Source organism: Flectobacillus rivi (assembly GCF_030056655.1).
GTDB classification, from domain to species: domain Bacteria; phylum Bacteroidota; class Bacteroidia; order Cytophagales; family Spirosomataceae; genus Flectobacillus; species Flectobacillus rivi.
This window is the reverse complement of record NZ_JASHIE010000015.1, coordinates 67,299-86,850: the sequence shown is the minus strand read 5'-3', so window position 1 is coordinate 86,850 and position 19,552 is coordinate 67,299. Positions and strand designations below refer to the sequence as shown.

General features: G+C 38.3%; 14 protein-coding genes. 10 read left to right on the top strand and 4 right to left on the bottom strand.

Going from position 1 to position 19,552, the window contains the following annotated elements; genetic code table 11:
- The first annotated feature begins 8 nt into the window (after positions 1-8).
- From QM481_RS19795 to QM481_RS19750, 10 genes are all read left to right on the top strand, one after another.
- Positions 9-1,259, top strand: a complete 1,251-nt coding sequence (locus tag QM481_RS19795) for a hypothetical protein (RefSeq protein ID WP_283383021.1) — start codon at positions 9-11, stop codon at positions 1,257-1,259.
- Positions 1,260-1,390: 131 nt separating this feature from the next.
- Complete coding sequence (locus QM481_RS19790) at positions 1,391-2,770, top strand: DEAD/DEAH box helicase (RefSeq protein WP_166553252.1); 1,380 nt, start codon at positions 1,391-1,393, stop codon at positions 2,768-2,770.
- Between the two features lie 172 nt (positions 2,771-2,942).
- Positions 2,943-3,677, top strand: coding sequence for a tetratricopeptide repeat protein (locus tag QM481_RS19785; protein ID WP_283383020.1), 735 nt, complete (start codon positions 2,943-2,945; stop codon positions 3,675-3,677).
- A gap of 267 nt (positions 3,678-3,944) precedes the next feature.
- On the top strand, positions 3,945-5,438 hold the full coding sequence (gene glpK, locus QM481_RS19780; protein ID WP_283383019.1) for a glycerol kinase GlpK: 1,494 nt from the start codon (positions 3,945-3,947) through the stop codon (positions 5,436-5,438).
- A gap of 165 nt (positions 5,439-5,603) precedes the next feature.
- Complete coding sequence (locus QM481_RS19775; RefSeq protein WP_283383018.1) at positions 5,604-6,632, top strand: hypothetical protein; 1,029 nt, start codon at positions 5,604-5,606, stop codon at positions 6,630-6,632.
- Between the two features lie 160 nt (positions 6,633-6,792).
- A complete protein-coding gene (locus tag QM481_RS19770; protein ID WP_166553256.1) occupies positions 6,793-8,034 on the top strand; it encodes an NRAMP family divalent metal transporter in 1,242 nt (413 codons plus the stop codon).
- A gap of 34 nt (positions 8,035-8,068) precedes the next feature.
- Complete coding sequence (locus QM481_RS19765; RefSeq protein ID WP_095166280.1) at positions 8,069-8,320, top strand: VF530 family protein; 252 nt, start codon at positions 8,069-8,071, stop codon at positions 8,318-8,320.
- Positions 8,307-9,218: an RluA family pseudouridine synthase gene (locus QM481_RS19760; RefSeq protein WP_283383017.1), complete on the top strand. Its 912-nt coding sequence runs from the start codon at positions 8,307-8,309 to the stop codon at positions 9,216-9,218. The genes QM481_RS19765 and QM481_RS19760 overlap by 14 nt, the downstream gene beginning before the upstream one ends.
- Positions 9,219-9,365: 147 nt before the next feature.
- The gene (locus tag QM481_RS19755) at positions 9,366-9,692 is read left to right on the top strand and encodes an RNA recognition motif domain-containing protein (RefSeq protein WP_166553258.1); all 327 of its coding nucleotides are present in this window, start codon (positions 9,366-9,368) and stop codon (positions 9,690-9,692) included.
- A gap of 368 nt (positions 9,693-10,060) precedes the next feature.
- Positions 10,061-11,815 (top strand): family 43 glycosylhydrolase, encoded by a 1,755-nt coding sequence (locus QM481_RS19750; protein WP_283383016.1) that lies wholly within the window; start codon positions 10,061-10,063, stop codon positions 11,813-11,815.
- 86 nt (positions 11,816-11,901) lie between these two features.
- Here the strand turns inward: QM481_RS19750 and QM481_RS19745 are convergent, their stop codons facing one another.
- From QM481_RS19745 to QM481_RS19730, 4 genes are all read right to left on the bottom strand, one after another.
- Positions 11,902-15,831 (bottom strand): S8 family serine peptidase, encoded by a 3,930-nt coding sequence (locus QM481_RS19745; RefSeq protein WP_283383015.1) that lies wholly within the window; start codon positions 15,829-15,831, stop codon positions 11,902-11,904.
- A 272-nt stretch (positions 15,832-16,103) separates the two neighbouring features.
- A complete protein-coding gene (tatC, locus tag QM481_RS19740) occupies positions 16,104-16,952 on the bottom strand; it encodes a twin-arginine translocase subunit TatC (protein WP_166553261.1) in 849 nt (282 codons plus the stop codon).
- 266 nt (positions 16,953-17,218) lie between these two features.
- On the bottom strand, positions 17,219-18,511 hold the full coding sequence (gene glyA / locus QM481_RS19735) for a serine hydroxymethyltransferase (protein WP_166553262.1): 1,293 nt from the start codon (positions 18,509-18,511) through the stop codon (positions 17,219-17,221).
- Between the two features lie 454 nt (positions 18,512-18,965).
- Positions 18,966-19,427 (bottom strand): hypothetical protein, encoded by a 462-nt coding sequence (locus QM481_RS19730; protein ID WP_283383014.1) that lies wholly within the window; start codon positions 19,425-19,427, stop codon positions 18,966-18,968.
- Positions 19,428-19,552 lie beyond the last annotated feature (125 nt).

Here is a 19,552-nt window from a genome sequence, read left to right as displayed (position 1 = left end):
CATATCGTATGCCAATTATCGAAGTATTTATTGCCAAGCTCATTGCAATGAGTTTGGCGTTTGTTGCCCAATATATTTTATGGAAAAAATATGCAAGCTTTCAAACATGGCTCACTCAAAATCAAATAGGAGTAGTTAGTGCTTTGGTAGTTTTAACACGTATTATTCCATTTATTTTAGTTTTTGTGATTCTCAAAGAAGAACCACGAGGCGATGTTCCCTTTTTTTATTACAAAGCCTCTCACGCAGTGCATCTCGATTTGGTCTATCGTGACTTTTGGTCATTTCATGCCCCTATTTTTTCTTATATTATTGCCCTACCTCTATTGATTGTAGACCATGCTAGTTCGATTGTCGCCTTGATGATGGTGGGAGAGTTAATCTGTGTGTGGTTGACTTATAAACATTATCAAACTGTATCATCAGAGGCTTATGCCAAACTGCTTCACTATTTGATGTTACCAGCCCCAATCATTATATGTTTGTTGGGTGGTCAAGAAGATATTTGGTTGTGGGGTTTTGCTTTAGGAGCCTTAATGATTTGGAAAAAATCTAATAGCGATTTTCGTATGGGTTTGATGTTTGCGTTGTCATTACTTTGCTTAAAAGTAACGGTAGCGTTTTTCCTATTCCCACTATTTTTCTTGATTAAAGATAAATTTAAGTTTATTCTGAGTATGGCTGTGGTTGGCATTCCAAGTTTGGCTTTGCTCTATTACTTAGTTGGTTGGGATTTTTTGATGTTGATTAAACATACCGAAGACCCATATTCTCCCAACTTATTTTCTGTTTTGCGTCCTTTGATTGGTGCTAGTGTCAATATCACCAAAATGAACTGGCTGGGGCTTGGGCTATTTTTGCCACTAGCCACATGGATTGGTTTTAGCGTTAGAAATAAGTCTTTCGTACAAGCATTTCCATTGTTATTTATCCTAACTTATGGTTTGATGCAGTTGTTTTTGCCAAGTGCGATGGCGTATTATATGTTTATTTACTTAGTCGTCATTGTATTTGAGTTGTGGCAACATAAAGATGGTAAATTCTTGTTTGTTTTGTTGTTGCTCAACTTCCTTCTGATTGTCGAACCATTTGTATATGTATATCACAACAATCCAGTTTTTGATAGTTTTACAAAATTATCGAATGCGGGTTATGCCTTAGAATATCTTCTGCAATGGGCATTTGTAATAACCCTTATCTATGTGTTGCGAGTGTGTTATTTACGCCTAAAAGCTTTGCCAGAAGTTGCTCAGAAATAGACGATTAATCAGATAGTTTCTGAAAAAACTGGGTGATGGCAAGACTTTTCCGTAACTTTGCAGTTCACAAAAAAATTGGCTGAGGCGAGCGACAAAAGAAAAACAGCTTGCGAATCAGTAAGTTACAAGTTATGACTTTCGAAGAATTTGATTTAAATAGACAATTACTCAATGCCATTGCCGATGCTGGATACGAGACCCCAAGTCCGATTCAGGAACAGGCTATTCCATTGGTAATGTCAGGGCATGATGTATTAGGAATCGCACAAACGGGTACGGGTAAAACAGCAGCATATTTGTTACCAATATTGATGAAAATCAAATATGCACAAGGTATGCACCCACGCGTATTGATATTGGCACCTACTCGTGAATTGGTGATGCAAATAGACGCGACTATTACTCAATTAGCCACTTACACGGATATTCGTCACGTGGCAATTTATGGAGGGTTAGGTCCGAAGACGCAAATTGAGACTATCAAAGCAGGCGTTGACATTTTGGTGGCCACACCAGGGCGCTTTATGGATATTTACCTTAAGGGAGAGTTGGGAGTAAAAGAGCTTAAAACGCTCGTACTTGACGAAGCCGACAAAATGATGGATATGGGCTTTATGCCACAAATTCGTAGTATTTTGGAGGTAATTCCTTCTAAGAAACGCCAAAATCTATTGTTTTCTGCTACATTCCCACCACGTGTAGAAAACCTATCGCATGAGTTTTTGGAGTTTCCCAAAAAAGTTGAAGTAAGCCCCCAGGCTACTACAGCTGAAATGGTTAATCAGATATTGTACGAACTACCCAACTTCAAAACCAAAATCAATCTTTTAGGGTTATTGATGACCGATTCGGAGCGTTTCAACCGTGTGATTGTATTTTGTAGAAGTAAAGAAGTAGCAGATAATATCTTTAAATTCTTGGCTAGAAAAGTCGTTCCTGAAGATAGAATCCGAGTAATACATGCCAATAAGGGGCAAAATACCCGTATCAATTCAATGGATGATTTCCGTGAAGGAAATATTCAGGTATTGGTAGCCACCGACGTAGCAGCAAGAGGGATTGATATTCAGATGGTGAGTCACGTAATTAATTTTGATGTTCCTATCATTTATGAAGATTATGTGCATCGAATTGGTCGTACGGGTCGTGCCAACCAAACAGGTGAGGCTATTACTTTCATGACCATTGCCGAAGAATATCACGTTAAGAAGATTGAGAAAATCATCAAAATGCAGATTCCTCGCTATGAGTTACCAGAAGGCTTGACCATTGAGCAAACACCATTTATCGAAAATCAAGAAATGCTTCGTGAAATAGATGCTCAGCGTAAGAAGGAAGACCCTACTTTTAAGGGAGCTTTTCATGAGAAAAAAGATATTAAAGTAAAAAGTAAAGAGAAGCAGGAACGCCAAAAGAAAAAGATTGTAGCAGGAGGTAAAGGCCCGAAAAATGGTAGCTTTGGTGCAAAGGCAGGAGGGAGTTCTTCAAGAAGAAATACAAAGCGTAGATAATAAACTGGTATTCTATGCGTTAAAATAAGGAGCGACACACTAGTGTAGTTCCTTATTTTTTTGTAATTTGGAATAAAATCTCAGCAGAGACCTAATTACATTTCATCTAAAAGGCTAAATTAGAAAGCTCGAAATTTTATTTTTTTGATAGAGAGTGCGTTTACCACCACTTATGAGAAAGTTACTTTATTTTTTCATTTTGAGTTCGACCGTTCAGGCTTTTGCCCAAACAGAAGTAGCTCAATTAGCTAGCTCGAGGCAGATTACTAAGAAAGAAACTGCAAATCTCGACAGTCAGGATGTCCGTTATTTACCCCTTTTTGGAAGTAGAGAGACCTTACAAAAGCAACTCGTTAAGAATGCAGACTTTGTAGAGCAATGTGTTACGAATTTTTCGACTAAAGAAGAAGCTAGTAAGTTTTTTGCCGAACGTGGTTGGGAGTATCTGAGTGAAGGACTATTGGATACTGCTACTTATCGATTTAATCTAGCTTATTTGCTCAATCCCAACAATATGGATGTGTATTGGGGCTTAGGTTCGATTAGTTACCAACGCAACAATTTTGAACAATCAGCTGCATTTTTGAGGAAAGGCTTATCGCTTTCGCCCGATAATACCGTATTGATGGTAGACGTGGCAACGGTTCAGGTTGCTTGTTTCAAAGAAAAGAAAGATTGCAATGATATTGACGATGCTTTGGCTTTGTTAGAAAAATCAGTAAAACTAGATTCGACTAATGCCAATGCTTGGCTCAAATATTCTATTGCAGAGTTTCAGTTAGAACATTACGACAAGGCTTGGGATTATCTCCACAAATGCCGAGTGCTAGATTTAAGCTTTGTTGATTTGAATTATGTGCAAGAATTAATGGCCAAAAAAGAAGACCCTGTGGGCTTTTTTAAATAATATCAACAAAACACCACAAAAAAGCCTAGTTACAATGAGTAGCTAGGCTTTTTTGTGTGCTTTAATTCCTTGAAATTGATTGTGTGCAAGATTTAATATGACTATTTTGTGAAAAAATAAGCAAACTGTCTCCCATATATTATAATCAATAATGCAAGATTGTTTTGAGGACTTTGGTATAAAGTGAAAAGATATTCGTAAAAATAGCTTTTGAGAATTGTATCAATAGACTACGTTACAATGTTGCCCTAAATCCTAACAATAACTATGCAATACATAGGATCAATTGACCAAGGTACAACAAGTACGCGATTTATTATTTTTGACAAACAAGGTAATATGATTTCGGTTGGTCAAAAAGAACATGCACAGATTTATCCACAAGCAGGATGGGTAGAGCACGATGCAACCGAAATTTGGCAAAATACACAAGAAGTCATTGGTTTGGCATTGGGCAAGGTTAATTTGTCGCCACATGATTTAGCTGCTGTAGGTATTACAAACCAACGTGAAACTACTGTTATTTGGAATAAACATACTGGCGAACCTTATTATAATGCCCTAGTTTGGCAGGATACGCGCGTTGGAAATACTGTAGCAGAATTGGAAGCATCGAGAGGAGCAAACTGTTTTAGAGAAAAAACAGGATTACCTCTAGCTACCTATTTTAGTGGCCTGAAAATCAAATGGTTGTTGGATAATGTAGAGGGACTTCGTGAAGCAGCACAAAATGGAGAAGCCATTTTTGGTAATATGGACACTTATGTAATCTGGAATTTGACAGGTGGAACCGATGGCGGTATCCACGTTACAGACGTAACCAATGCCAGCCGTACCCAATTGATGAATCTCCATACTATGCAATGGGATGATGAAATATTAGCGATTTTAGATATTCCCAAGCAAATATTACCAGAAATTCGCTCAAGTAGCGAGGTATATGCTGAGGCCAAAGGCTTATTGGTGGGTGTGCCCGTAGCAGGTGATTTGGGCGACCAGCAAGCTGCCTTGGTTGGACAAACCTGTTTTGCTGCTGGCGAAGCCAAAAATACTTATGGTACAGGGTGTTTTATGTTACTCAATACAGGAACTACGCCTACGCCTTCAACTCATGGATTATTGACGACAGTTGCTTATCAATTTGGCAAAGAACCTGTACATTATGCCTTGGAAGGTTCGGTGGCGATTACGGGAGCTTTGGTACAATGGTTAAGAGATAATCTAGGAATTATTGAAAAAAGCTCAGATATAGAAGACCTCGCTAAATCAGTAGAAGATAACGGCGGATGTTACTTTGTTCCAGCGTTTTCGGGTTTATATGCCCCTTATTGGAAAGCTGACGCTCGTGGTATTATCGCAGGTTTGACACGCTATGTCAACAAAGGACATATTGCCCGTGCTGCATTGGAAGCTACAGCATTTCAAACATTGGAGGTGTTGGAATCCATGGAAAAAGATGCCAAAATCGAAATATCATCATTACGTGTTGATGGTGGAATGGTCGTAAACGAAATGTTGATGCAGTTTCAGTCAGATATGCTAGATGTACCCGTTGTGTGTCCTGCTATGATCGAAACCACTGCTTTGGGTGCTGCCTATGCGGCAGGTTTGGCAGTTGGATATTGGCAAGATTTGAATGATTTGAAGCAAAACTGGGGCGTAGCTCACACTTGGAAGCCAGATATGCCAGCTGAGCAGCGTGAAAAATTATATCATTATTGGAAAAAAGCGGTTACCCGTAGTTTTGAGTGGGAAGAGTAAAATAAGGTGTGGGTTTAAAAAAGGATTCAGCCTACCATTTGGCCAACTATCTTTATTTTTAACCGAAAAAACTAAAAGCTTTGCCAAACGATTATGTATCTTGTAGTATTGTAAAACAATACTGGGCAACAAGCTCATATTTTTCAAAATCAAAACCTTATTCCTATGCAACGTCTTACAGTAGCTGGTAGATTGATTATCACAGCCCTTGTAGTAGCGGCTTTTTATTTTGGATTCTCTAAGTTGGGAGGACAGGAGTTACTCAAAAAATTTAAAACAACAGATTCGACTCAAACAGCATCGACAACTTCTAGCACTTTGCCTGCCGAAGAACAAAGTTCGAGCGAAGCAAGTAGCAACAGTAACGATGAGGCTACTTCAACTGCCAAAGCCTCTTTTGACTATACAGCACCTGTACCGATTGCTGGTAAGCTCAAAGGTGTGGTAGAGTTAGGAGCAAGTGGTTTTAACTCATTTATTGTTCGTATCGATAAAGATAAAAACTGGAAGCTTGAAAAAGCCGAATTTGGTAATAGCCTTGTAACTGAGAATATGGCTACCGATGAAGATGTACGAACTGGTTTGAAAAAGTACATTGGAAATATGCTAGATTACGGTGTTGGAGGCAAAGAAATTCATTTTGTCGTTAGCTCGGGAGCTTTGAAAGCAGAGATTACTCAACGTATTATTAAAGCACTCAAATCGCTCAATTACTATGTTAATACTGTAACTCCAGAACAAGAAGGTGTCTTAGGCTTGAAAGTGGTTCAGCCAAAAGAATTTGCAGATAACTCTTTCGTGGTTGATATCGGCTCGGCCAATACCAAGATTTCTTGGCATGAAGGTTCTGCTATTCGTTCTTTAGAATCTTATGGTGCGAAGTATTTTCAAAATAGTATTGATGATGAAGCCGTAGCAAAAGAAATCTCTGCTAAGTCAAAGCAAATTCCTTCTGCAAACCGTGAAACGTGTTTTATCATTGGTGGTGTACCATTCGAATTGGCTAAAGACGTTCGCAAAGGAACCGAACGTTATACCGTATTGGATGCTCCTTCGGCTTATAAACTAGATAATGCTAAGTCAAAAGCTGGGTTGAATATCTACAAAGCTGTTGCCGAAACAACGGGATGTAAAAAGTTTGTGTTTGATTGGGATGCCAACTTTACCATAGGTTTCTTGTTGAATTTGCCATAATTCAACATTCTTTAAGCCTTTGACAATTTTTACTTCTAATATTAAGGTCGACTAAATCAGTCGACCTTTTTGTTTTATTTAAAATCATGACAAAAGAAGCTTTCTCCCATAGATATTTTATAAATTACCGTACTGTCTGAGACATTTAATACAAAACCCAATGACGACCTTTAAGAAAAAAATAATCTCATTTTGGAAAGTTCTAGGCCCAGGTTTAATTACAGGTGCTAGCGATGATGATCCTTCTGGTATTGCAACGTACTCACAAGCAGGGGCACAATTTGGCACCAAGTTGCTGTGGACAGCCATTGTAACCTATCCTCTGATGGTATCTATTCAGGAAATGTGTGCCAGAATTGGTTTGGTATCAGGACATGGGCTCATGGGGACGATCAAAAAGTATTATCCTCCGTACATTCTATATCTAATTTTGCTGGTCAGTATTCCTTCTATCATTCTTAATATTGGGGCAGATATTGCAGGAATGGGAGCGGTTGGACATTTGATTTTTCCTGAAATACCTGTTTTTATTTGCTCGATTAGTTTTACGACCTTACTTATACTTGGCATTGTCTTTTTATCTTATCGTCGTATTGCTATGATTCTCAAATGGCTCTGTATAGTGCTGTTTAGTTATATTGCAATTCCTTTTATGTTAAAAATCAATTGGTTAGCTGTTTTGCATGATACCTTTATTCCAAAAATTGAATATTCATCCGACTATTTTGTGGCCTTGGTAGGTATTTTGGGGACTACAATTTCTCCCTATTTATTCTTTTGGCAAGCCTCCATGGAAGTCGAAGAAATCCAACAACACCATTTGATTGTAGACAAACGGGTAATTCATTCCATGCAAAGCGATGTTCGTTGGGGAATGCTATTGACCAATGTAGTTTTTTTCTTTATCATCCTTACAACAGGTGTAGTATTGTTTCAAGCAGGTATTTTTCATGTAGATACCGTGGAAGAAGCCGCCCGTGCCTTACAACCCTTGGCAGGCGATAATGCCTATTTGTTATTTGCGGTTGGTGTAATTGGTACAGGTTTATTGGCTGTGCCTGTGCTTTCGGGCGCTCTGAGCTATATGATTGCGGAGGCTTTTGATTGGCAAGAAGGGCTGGATAAAAAATTTCATGAAGCAAAAGGATTTTATATAACCCTGATTGTATCGATGGTTGTTGGGCTCTTTGTAAATATTATTGGCATAAGTCCTATCAAAGCATTGATTTATACTGCTGTCTTATATGGAATGATTGCGCCGATTTTGATTGCCATTATTATGCATATCAGTAACAATAAAACGATTATGGGACGATTTGCCAATACGCGATTAGACAACTTTATGGGTGCTTTGACGATGTTGGTTATGACATTGGCAGCTATCGCATTAGTATTGTTGTAAGGCGATTCGCTAAAATATTCATACCTTTGTACTTATGAATCAGCAAGTAAATAATCCCTTACATGGCATCACGCTCGAAATGATCATTAATCATTTGGTAGCTTATTATGGCTGGAGTCAATTGGGGCAACTCATTGAAATACGCTGTTTTAATTTTGAACCAAGTGTAAAATCGAGTTTGAAGTTTTTGCGTAAAACGCCTTGGGCTAGACAAAAAGTCGAGGAGTTGTACATCAAAACAGTCAGAGAGATTGAGCGTAAAAGTAATGTCCATGAAACCAAATAAATGGAGTCCCAAACCTGAGGGTGCTCCTTCAAAATCTTCGGAGGCAAAATTTCAGGTAACCAAAAATACCGAATTGATGGTGTTCCTGATTGCCAAGATGCCACATAAAAGTAGAATCAATATCAAGAGTCTTCTTCGTGACAAACAAGTATTAGTTGATGGCAAAGCCACTTCTCAATTTAACCACCCTTTGGTGGCAGGGCAAGAAGTTCAAATTAAGGCTTTGAAATCACATCAAGAAAAACCTTACAAAGGACTTAATGTTATTTTTGAAGACCAATATTTGATTGTTATCAACAAAGAAGCAGGTTTGTTGTCTATTGCAACTGATCGTGAAAAGGAACAAACGGCGTACTCAATTTTGAGTAATCACGTCAAAAAAGAGAATCCTAACAATCGCATATTCATTGTTCACCGCCTCGATCGCGAGACTTCTGGGGTAATGATTTATGCCAAAAGCGAAAAGATTCAAAAACTTTTGCAAGAATCGTGGCACGAAACCAAGGAGCGTGTTTATGCAGCGGTAGTAGAAGGGCAGTTGAAATACCCTTATGGAACAATAGAATCGTATTTGGTAGAAAGTAAAGCCTATATTGTGTATTCGTCACAAAATCCTAATAATGGACAAAAAGCCATTACACATTACGAAACCATTAAGTCCAATAGCAATTATTCACTTGTAAAAGTGAAGTTGGAAACAGGTCGTAAAAACCAAGTAAGAGTTCACATGCAAGACCTTGGTCACCCAGTGATTGGCGATGCAAAATACGGCTCAAAAGTAAACCCAATCAAGCGATTGGGATTGCACGCTTGGGAGTTGAATTTTATCCATCCTGTAACAAAAGAGGTTTTTAATTTTCAAACACCACTACCAGGAAAGTTTAAGGCATTATTTTAATATGCTTAAGGTGGACAAAATTAAATTATTGGGTTTTTGGCAGTCAGCTATGGATACATGGCAAAAAAGAAGGTTTTCTGCCTAATGCCTACAGCTTATAGCACACCACTTAATACTTATTTTTTAACGTAAAATCATTCAAAAAAAATGGATATATATGTAAGCAGTCTTCCTTTTAAGTTGAAGGAAGCGGGTTTAAAAGCCCTTTTTGAAACTCACGGAGAGGTAGAATCTGTAAAAATTATTATCGACAAAATCACTCGCCAAAGTAAAGGCTTTGGATTTGTAACAATGCCCAACGAAGAGGAAGCTAAAGCTGCTATCGCTGCGCTTCATGGAAGTGAACTTGATGGAAGAATTTTGATTGTCAGTGAATCTCAACAAAAGTTTCAATCGAGCGTGAAGGATTCTAAATCAAAGAAAACTTCAAGTGCATACTTTAAAGGTATTGGTAAAAGCTACAGAAAGAAATAACAAGTTAGTGGGCAAAATTAAAATAATTTTACCCGCTTTAAGCTCTAGGCTAAAAGCTAAATAGTATTTCTCATGAAGTAATAGAAACTTTTTTGCCTAATGCCTACAGCTTATTGCATAAAGCGTATTAAGGCAACTTTATTTTGCCTTAATACTTAAGTCTTTCTAATTTGAAGATTTGACAATGTGCCAATATAGTAAGAGCACTCGTTTAAGGGTAATGCCTTGAATGAGTGCTTTTTCGTTTTATAGTTAAGTTCATTCATTCCACTGGAGGCATTTGTCCTGCCCCGAATCTTGAGCTAAAATATTTTTACCTAAAAAAGTCCTACATTTGATTTGAATTTTTATAAACTCAAATTGAATATATGAAAAAATCCCTTCTAAGCTTCTTACTGTCTTGTTTATCAATAGCCTTATTGGCTCAAAATAAGCAGGCTACGTACTGTAATCCTATCGACATTGGCTATCGCTACAACTTCGAGCAAATGAACGAAGGTATCTCTTACCGCTCAGGAGCCGACCCCGTTATTGTGACCCACAAAAACGAATATTATTTGTTCGTAACTATTTCGGGAGGCTGGTGGCATTCCAAAGATTTAGTCAATTGGAACTATGTTGTTCCTGACAAATGGCCTATGGAAGATATGTGCGCACCAGCAGCAGTTTCGGTGCGAGATACCTTGTATTTGTTCCAGTCGACTTTTCAGCAACGCCCTATTTTTTATTCTACTGAACCCGAAAAAGGAAAACTCAAATTCCTTAATCGTTGGTTGCCACAGCTGCCTAAGGATATTGGTCCTTGGGATCCAGCGCTTTTTCATGACCCCGATACCGATAAATGGTATATGTATTGGGGCTCTTCCAATGTATACCCAATATTTGGAGCGGAGCTAGATAAAAGTCGTAATTTGACTTACAAAGACAAAACCGATTATAAACCATTGATATTTTTAGACCAATACCAACATGGTTGGGAACGCTTTGGTCCGGATCATGCTGATATGATTAAGCCATTTATTGAAGGCGCTTGGATGACCAAGCATAATGGTAAGTATTATCTTCAGTATGCAGGACCAGGAACAGAATACAATGTTTATGGTAATGGTACTTATGTTGGTGACAACCCACTTGGACCATTTACCTATGCACCTTATAATCCCATTTCTTATCGTCCTGGTGGGTATATGACTGGTGCGGGACATGGCAATACCTTTCAAGATGTGTATGGAAATTATTGGAATACAGGTACGCCGTGGTTGGCGGTGAACTGGCCAATGGAACGACGTATTTCAATGTTCCCTGCGGGTTTTGACAAAGAGGGACAAATGTACTCAAATACCCGTTTTGGTGACTGGCCTCATTATTTACCAACAGGTAAATGGGATAATCGTGATGCTTTGTTTACAGGTTGGATGCTTCTTTCTTATAAAAAACCTGTGACTGTTTCATCTCAGCAAGATACGATTCATGTGGCTAAAAACTTAACAGACGAAGGACGTCAAAGCTTTTGGGTAGCCAAACAAAACAAAGCAGGCGAATGGGCAAGCATTGATTTGGGAAGAGAATCGGAAGTGAAAGCGCTACAGGTAAACTATATAGATTATAAGAATAATGTTTTCGATTCCGATTCGAGTGTTTATACTTTATTCAAAATTTGGGGTTCAAAAGATGGGAAAAAATGGGAGCTATTGCGTGACCTTACCAAAGAGCCTAAACGAGATAGACCATGTGCTTATATCGAACTAGAGAAACCCTACAAAGGTCGTTTTATCAAATATGAGCATGTATATGTAAAAGCACAAAACCTTGCCATTGGCGAAATCCGCGTATTTGGTAATGGCTTGGGACAAGCACCTGTTACACCTCAAAAATTGGTAGCCAAACGTCAAAAAGATGAACGAAATGTGGATATTTCTTGGGAAAAAGTACCCAATGTCGTAGGGTATAATATCCGTTGGGGAATAGAAAAAGACAAGTTGTATCAAACCTATCAAGTATATGCCGACCAACCAACATCTTTACAAATCAGAGCGTTGAATTTGGGACAGAAATACTACTATGCCATAGAAGCATTTAATGAAAATGGTGTATCTGCTCTTAGTGGTGTAGTTGGAGAATAATTCTTTATTTTCATAAAATCAAAAGCCCGATAAGAAAGTAACTCTTATCGGGCTTTTTGCTGATTCAAAAACTCAAATCATTGAAATTACTTTTGTAAAGCTACTTTCAAGACTCTTGTACCTGCATCTGTATATACTCGGATGAAATATTGACCTGAGGTATATTGGCTTAAATCTAGGCTTGTCCAGAAATCATTTCCGATACGTTCCATCGATTTTTGAGTTAGGGTATTTCCTACTAAAGAAATTACTTCTGCTGTAACAGCCTTATAATTATTATCAGGAACTTTTACCGTAACAACTCCAGAAGTTGGATTAGGATAAACTTTTGATTGCCCATCTGACAACAAATCTTCTTCAATGGCTGTAATCGTTACGGTTACGCCCGCAGAGTAAGCACTACAACCATTCGCATCAGTAACTTTAGCATTGTAAAAACCTGATTGAATAGGAGTAAAGCTTGCTAATCCTTTGGCTGCGGTATACTCAATTCCATTGAGAGTCCATGTTGGGTTTGTTCCCGATAGTACTGCAAGTACTCCATTTGTCCAGTTTACAGAAGGAGCAATTGGAGTGTAAGCTGTTGCTGTCACACCCGAAGTGGTAGTAGAACAAGCTCCACCATTTGATACTTTAACAGTGTAACTTCCCGCGATACTTACATTCAACGTATTGCTGGTAGCACCAGTTAAAGTAGCGCCATTACGATACCATTGATAAGTATAACCATTGCCCAAAGTAGCGGTTAATGTACCAGCGCCATCAGGGCAGAAGCTAATAGTGCTTGCTGGGGTAACACTTACAGTAGGAGCAGTTACACTTTGAATAGTTACAGCAGCACGTGTACTTGGACATTCTAATGCTCCAATATTAATGTCATACAAATAGTAATATCCAGTTTTGATAATACTACTATTGTAATAAGCTCCTGTAATACTCACGGTATTATTTAATGAGAAAGGATATCCTACTAAATCTGTTGCAGTTGAAGTAAGGTTTTTATTACTTCTGTAAATCGAGGCTCCATCTGTACATTCTTGCGTGATGTAATATGTACCAGCGGCAGGTAATTTGAGGTTAAGATTAACTACGACCCCTTGGTCAGTTTTGTCGTCAACCAACTGAGAGTTACTTCTTGTCGAATTTGCAGTTGTTCTAGTTGCTTGTACTGGAATTGTTACAGAAGAAACAGGGGCGCCATCTGCGGCATTTACTACACTAAAAGTAATATTACCCGGTGTTCCTACGTAAATTCTAGCGGTTTTAAGTACAACAGGAGCTTGGGTTGTCATTACGATAGCTGGACCAAAATATTCATAATAAGAACCATCACTATAGTCATATTTGGTTTTTGCCCCAATACTTCCCGAAATTTCGCCTGTTGAAACATACAACTTGCTTGTTCCTGTTGGTAAGGCAAATGAGCCTGTACCTCCAGTGTAGATAAGTGTTCCACCTGCAGATTGGTCAAACCATTGTACAGAAGTAGAGCTTGCCGATTTGATAATGGCAGTACTAGCACCATCACATACAATGGCTTCGGCTGTTGGAGCAGCTGTGGTACTTACTGAACGAGTAAAGGTAACTTGGTTATTTCTTAAATCTTGGTCGCTTGCTAAGGTTGCTTGTGTGGCGAAACTATAACTCTGTCCAGCGACAACATTCATCGTTCCTGTCAAAGTTACTTCACCCGTTGCTAGAGAAGCCAAAGTTCCCGTATAAGTTCCTGTGAATGTTCCACTAGCACCAGAAGTATTACTTACTGTTACACTTACTGGAATATTAGAAAGGCTGTTTAATCCATTATTGGTAAGGCTTACTTTAAGCTGAGTCAAAGCTGTATTACTACAAAATAGCCCTGTTTCTGGTGTTATCAAGCTAGTTACTGCAATATCACTCAAAGCCCTTGTAACAGTCAAAGGAATATCGATTACCTCAGCATTAGAAACCGAACCACAAGCTGTAACAGCATTTGCACTAGCCGCTTGCGAGCAAATCACACGCATACGCAAAGTTGTGCCATAATTGATAGTTTGAGGTGCTGTAAAGTTAAGAGCATAAGCTCCTGTGCCATTTACGGTGGTAGTGCCAACTAACTCACCATCATCATCAAAACTTCCATTGCTATTCCAGTCAATGAATGCTTTTAAGATATGATTGCTCGTATTTTTTACAGAAACATTTAACGTTACGGCTTGGTTGGTAGAAACATTGTTTCCACCAGCTAAACTTGCAGACTCAATAACATCGCTTCCTGAACTTACCGCATTATTACAATAGGCTACGGTTCCGACACCACTTACAATCAATGAAAAATCTTGTTTACTATTAGTCAAAGTTCCTTTATGGCTTACTGTAATGGTATAAGTAGCCCCAGGCAGTGGATTACTGATTAAAATTTGTTCAATGTTATCTCTAATATTGTCACCAGTTGTAGCCAAATCTGAAGGTTTTTCAGGATTTAGGGTAAAAGGTAAGTAGTTAGAAGTACCGTCCGAAACTCTTACATCTAAATCGTTTACCAATTTAGGCGCGCGATTATTTAAGTTTGATGCTGATGTCGAAGTAATGGTACCTTCAGGGTCAGTCCAAACAATACTTACTCTTAAAGGTTCTTGACCAGAAGCAACAACTGTCTGAGTTGAAGTCGCACCTTGAGCTAAGCTTTTTTCTTGAAGTAAATTTGATTTTGAAGTATTCAAAATTACTTTGCCTGCTTTTTCCATATTGAGTAAACCCCAACCATAAATATAGTCAGGACCCACATTTCCAGCATCTTCGGCGGTATGAATGGCGAGCCCCCTCAGGGTTGCAGAGCGCATGAATTGCCCATCATTCTGCTTGGCATATAATTCTTGGAGCAAAAATAAACTACCCGCCACCTGCGGACTCGACATGGATGTCCCACTCAAGGTAGCATAACTTGTAGTTGAGCCTGTAGAAGTAGAGAACAAGTTTACACCCACACCAACAATATCTGGTTTGATACGACCATCATCTGTAGGTCCCCAGCTACTAAAATCTGAGATTTTAATGTCGGAAGATTTTGTAGGTGCTGCATCAAGTGCGTTTACAGCGCCAACAGTCAAAATATTTTTGGCAGTACTCGTCGTTGGCAAAATATCATAGCTATCATTTTTACTTCTTGCGACCGAACTAGTATCTGTTCCGCTACCCAAGTAATAAACCGTACCCGGGTCTGGTCCTGTTTCGCCACGGTTATTTCCTGCTGATTTTACAATAAGGTAATAAGGAGCATTGTAGGCAATTTTATCTAAAGTTTGTGTATTGCTATCGTAGAATCCAAATTTATAGTCTTCAAAAGCGTTGATATTAACGTTACCCATCCAACGCCATTTGCTTACGTCTGAATCGTAATTCCATCCTGCCAAGTAACCATAAGAGTGATTAGAGATAAGCAAGCCACTAGCCGCTGCACTTATTTCTGTATTATCGCTATTGTAATCCCATGCACGAAGGTTCGCGCCAAACGACATCCCCTTCGCTTGTGCCGAAATACCTGTAGCAATCATCGTTCCCGAAGTATGGGTAGCATGTTGGTCTAAAGTCGTAGCATTATCTTGTTGGGTAACACGACCTGTAAGTTCAACGTGACTCGAATATACACGTCCTCCATCCCAGATACCTAGCTTACCACTCATATAACTACTACTACCACTGAGGCTCAGCCCAAGACTCCCACCTGTATACATAGAGGTAGTTCTTGTCGCAGCAGCGGCTTTGGCATTACTATGTGTGATTAAGTAAAGAGGTTGCCCTGTAGCGTCCAATCCTTTCAGAGAGTAAACTCTTCCATCTTTATAAACACCATTAATGGGCCAGCTTTTAGACTTTGCAGTTTCTAACGCTTTTTGGTATTCATTTTCCTCCTGCTTACTAATTTCTAGAGATACAGTTTGTTGTTTGCTTTGTTGTGAAGTAGAGTAAAGACTCTTCTCTTGACTAAAGGTGAGATGCGTGAGAAAGAGTAAATACAATAAAAGTATTTTTTTCATACAATCGGTTGGTTACAAATGAAAGGGAAAACTACGTATTTTACTGAATACTTACGATACAAACATGACAGTTTTTTTGATGGAAGCGTTGCGTTCACTTTCCAACTAAAACAAATAAGCCTTAGTACAACTCGTACTAAGGCTTATTTGTTAATAAGTAACAAGATGTTATCCGTTAACTGTATATCTGTTATTTGAAGATATTCACAATCAGAATAATACTATCAATGTTATTAATTTAATCTTTCCTGTTACTAAAAAGAAGATTTTGATTAGAGTATTTCAGCTTCTCTTTTCTTATTGACACTTGCCGAAACCCAAATACTGATTTCATATAAACCAAACAATGGGGTTGCTACCAACAACTGAGAAATAACATCTGGCGATGGTGTGATAATGGCTGCCACAATCAAAATTACAATCAACGCATGACGGCGGTACTCTCTCATAAAAGTTGGCGTCAAAATACCCACTCGTGAAAGCACATAAGCAATCATTGGGAGTTGGAACGTAAGACCACAAGCCAATGTCATCATCGACAACAACGAAATATAATCGTTGATGTCAAACTGGTTTTGAATACTATCATCAAGTTTGAAGTTCGCCAAGAAGTTAATCGCCATTGGCGAAACCACAAAGTATCCAAAACTCACACCCATGAAAAACAAAAGCGATACCCAAAATACCGCACCACGAGCAGCAGATTTTTCGGTGTCTTTCAAGCCTGGACGAATAAATTTCCATATTTCCCAGAAGAAATAAGGGAATGCAAACATCAAACCTACAATAATCGACTGGGTAAGTGCCATCATAAATTGACCTGACACCTCACGACTTTGCAAAATAAAGCTAGCTTGCTTAAAGCAAAGCCCTTCCATACCTGTAGCATCGGCTACTTTACACAACATTCGGTTGGTCCAGAAGTCAGATTTGGCAGGTCCCATGATGATTCCTCCAAAAATTTCTTCTCTGTAAATCCAAGCAACAATTGTAAATATCAAAATAGACGCAATCGAGCGTAATAAATGCCAGCGAAGTTCTTCTAAATGCTCTACGAAGGTCATTTCCTTTCCTTCGATACCTTCTTCTAGTTCTTCGTCAAATTCTTGGTCTAGTGCCATTAGTCAGTTTAAAAATTAAAATGAGATGTTGTATCGAGCAAATACCTGAAAGTCTTTTACTTACAGGAAAACAAACAAGATGGAGTCAAAAATTGAGTAAAGTATTTTTTATACAAAACTAAATCTTGAAAGCTCCTTGCCAGATAAGTTCGTTTTTGACAACGAAATATATCAAGTGCTTATTCGCAAAGTTACACGAAAAAAGCAAAAAACCCTGACAACCTTTGTAGGTGTCAGGGTTTTTTCATATCGACAAAATCAGAGAATTATCTGTAAAGTGGGAAGTTCTCAACCCATTTGTTTACTTCTGATTTTACTGAAGCAATGTAAGTTTCGTTGTCATGGTTCATCAATACGCTATCGATAAGGTCAACAATGTGCAACATTTCAGCTTCTTTCATACCTCTTGTTGTCATGGCAGCAGTACCTACACGCATACCCGATGTTACAAATGGAGATTTGTCATCGAATGGCACCATGTTTTTGTTGATAGTAATATCAGCTTTTACCAAAGTGTTTTCAGCCAATTTACCAGTCAATCCTTTTGGACGAAGGTCAATCAACATCAAGTGGTTGTCTGTACCACCCGAAATGATTTTGTAACCTTTGTCTAAGAATGCCTGAGCCATAACTTTAGCATTTTTCTGAACTTGTTCAGCATATACTTGGAAGTCGTCTGACAAAGCCTCGCCAAAAGCAACAGCTTTAGCAGCGATTACGTGCTCCAAAGGACCACCTTGAGTTCCTGGGAATACAGCGCCGTCTAAACAAGCAGACATTGTTTTCAAATCACCTTTCAATGTTTTGAAACCGAATGGGTTTTCAAAATCCTGACCCATCATAATCAAACCACCACGAGGACCACGCAACGTTTTGTGTGTTGTCGTAGAAACGATATGGCAATGTTGCATTGGGTTATTCAACAAACCTTTTGCAATCAAAGCAGAAGGGTGAGAAATATCTGCCAACAACAAAGCACCTACTTGGTCAGCGATGTTACGCAAACGAGCATAATCCCAGTCACGAGAATACGCAGATGCACCACAGATAATCAATCTTGGACGCTCTTTCAAGGCTGTAGCTTCTACTTTGTCCCAGTCGATCAAACCTGTTTCTTCTTCTACACCATAAAAGAATGGTTGGAAGTATTTACCTGAAAAGTTTACTGGAGAACCATGAGAAAGGTGACCTCCGTGTGCAAGGTTGAAACCTAGGATTTTGTCGCCAGGGTTCAAGAAAGACAAAAATACTGCTGCATTAGCTTGTGCACCAGAGTGAGGTTGCACGTTAGCCCAAGTAGCACCAAAAAGAGCTTTGGCACGTTCGATAGCGATATTTTCGATTTGGTCAACTACTTCGCAACCACCATAGTAACGTTTGCCTGGAAGACCTTCTGCATATTTGTTGGTAAGCACAGAGCCTTGTGCTTCCATTACTTGCTTAGATGTGAAGTTTTCAGAAGCAATCAATTCGATACCAAATTCTTGGCGGTGTGCTTCTTGGTTAATCAAGTTAAAAATTTCAGTATCTCTTTCGAGCGTGAAAGTTGCTGTTGCCATTTCGCAAATTGTGATTGAATAATTGTGAGGTTGGTTTTGTATTAACAAATCATTAAATAATGATAAAAACCAAGCGTTTCTTGTATTAACACAGTAAAAATACTCTTAAAAAATGGATTGTGAAAACATTTTTTTACGCTTATCAGGCAATTATTCAATTAGCCTTAGTCTCGCAACCCTTTATTTTTCAGGTTATTAGTAGAAAGTTTTAATTTCTAGGAAAAGTAAAAAGATTAAGCACTGGCAAAGAAGAGTTTAAGTGTTTTTACTAGACTAACTTGCTAAATTTAGTGATTCGTGATTGAGTGGATGAGTGATTATTTTAAAAATGAGTTTTAGGGATAGAGACGCAATGCTTTGTAAATAATATCAAAAGGCGTTCAACATTAGTTTTTCGAACGCCTTTTAGAAAAAAATCACAATGGTTCAACCCCTGAATTCCAATAAACAAGAGTTACAAGAATAATGGACTTCGATATTGATAGAGTTCCACTCGGATATGTAATTTCCCTATTTGAGAATTCTTATAAGGAGCTTTAAGAGCTTCTTGCGGGATTAGTATAATATTGTAAAGGTCAACTGGTGCAGAAAGAATATCAGTGATAATTTCCTTTCTGATTTTGCCTTTTTTTAGGACTATAAATGGATGTTGGATGTATGATTTACCCCAATTCTCTTTTCTTTCGTACCACGATGAATGTTCATTATAATAAATGACTGACAATAAGGCATCATTTTCCAAATATCCTTCAATTGTTATTTTATGTAAACTCGCGCGAAATGGCGTATTTACACTAGAGCATGTGATGCCTCCATCCATTTCATAAATATCAAAATCCCAGACTCTTTGTAAGGTAAAATGCCTGATGACAAAAAATGAGATAAGAAGCCCAATGCCTAAAAGTACTTTTTTCATGTTGTTGTAGAAATTAAATTTATGTTAGCTAGTTTATTAAGAACTAAAGTTTGTTTACTTGTCCCTATCTTCATAATTATGCCGGTGACAAATAGAATGATAAAGTTATAAACTTTTGAAAGAAT

Bases quoted from the DNA above. Each gene is read 5' to 3' on its own strand.
- QM481_RS19795 (WP_283383021.1), top strand. From the start codon at position 9: ATGCCAATTATCGAAGTATTTATTGCCAAGCTCATTGCAATGAGTTTG.
- QM481_RS19790 (WP_166553252.1), top strand. From the start codon at position 1,391: ATGACTTTCGAAGAATTTGATTTAAATAGACAATTACTCAATGCCATT.
- QM481_RS19785 (WP_283383020.1), top strand. From the start codon at position 2,943: ATGAGAAAGTTACTTTATTTTTTCATTTTGAGTTCGACCGTTCAGGCT.
- glpK (WP_283383019.1), top strand. From the start codon at position 3,945: ATGCAATACATAGGATCAATTGACCAAGGTACAACAAGTACGCGATTT.
- QM481_RS19775 (WP_283383018.1), top strand. From the start codon at position 5,604: ATGCAACGTCTTACAGTAGCTGGTAGATTGATTATCACAGCCCTTGTA.
- QM481_RS19770 (WP_166553256.1), top strand. From the start codon at position 6,793: ATGACGACCTTTAAGAAAAAAATAATCTCATTTTGGAAAGTTCTAGGC.
- QM481_RS19765 (WP_095166280.1), top strand. From the start codon at position 8,069: ATGAATCAGCAAGTAAATAATCCCTTACATGGCATCACGCTCGAAATG.
- QM481_RS19760 (WP_283383017.1), top strand. From the start codon at position 8,307: ATGAAACCAAATAAATGGAGTCCCAAACCTGAGGGTGCTCCTTCAAAA.
- QM481_RS19755 (WP_166553258.1), top strand. From the start codon at position 9,366: ATGGATATATATGTAAGCAGTCTTCCTTTTAAGTTGAAGGAAGCGGGT.
- QM481_RS19750 (WP_283383016.1), top strand. From the start codon at position 10,061: ATGAAAAAATCCCTTCTAAGCTTCTTACTGTCTTGTTTATCAATAGCC.
- QM481_RS19745 (WP_283383015.1), bottom strand. From the start codon at position 15,831: ATGAAAAAAATACTTTTATTGTATTTACTCTTTCTCACGCATCTCACC.
- tatC (WP_166553261.1), bottom strand. From the start codon at position 16,952: ATGGCACTAGACCAAGAATTTGACGAAGAACTAGAAGAAGGTATCGAA.
- glyA (WP_166553262.1), bottom strand. From the start codon at position 18,511: ATGGCAACAGCAACTTTCACGCTCGAAAGAGATACTGAAATTTTTAAC.
- QM481_RS19730 (WP_283383014.1), bottom strand. From the start codon at position 19,427: ATGAAAAAAGTACTTTTAGGCATTGGGCTTCTTATCTCATTTTTTGTC.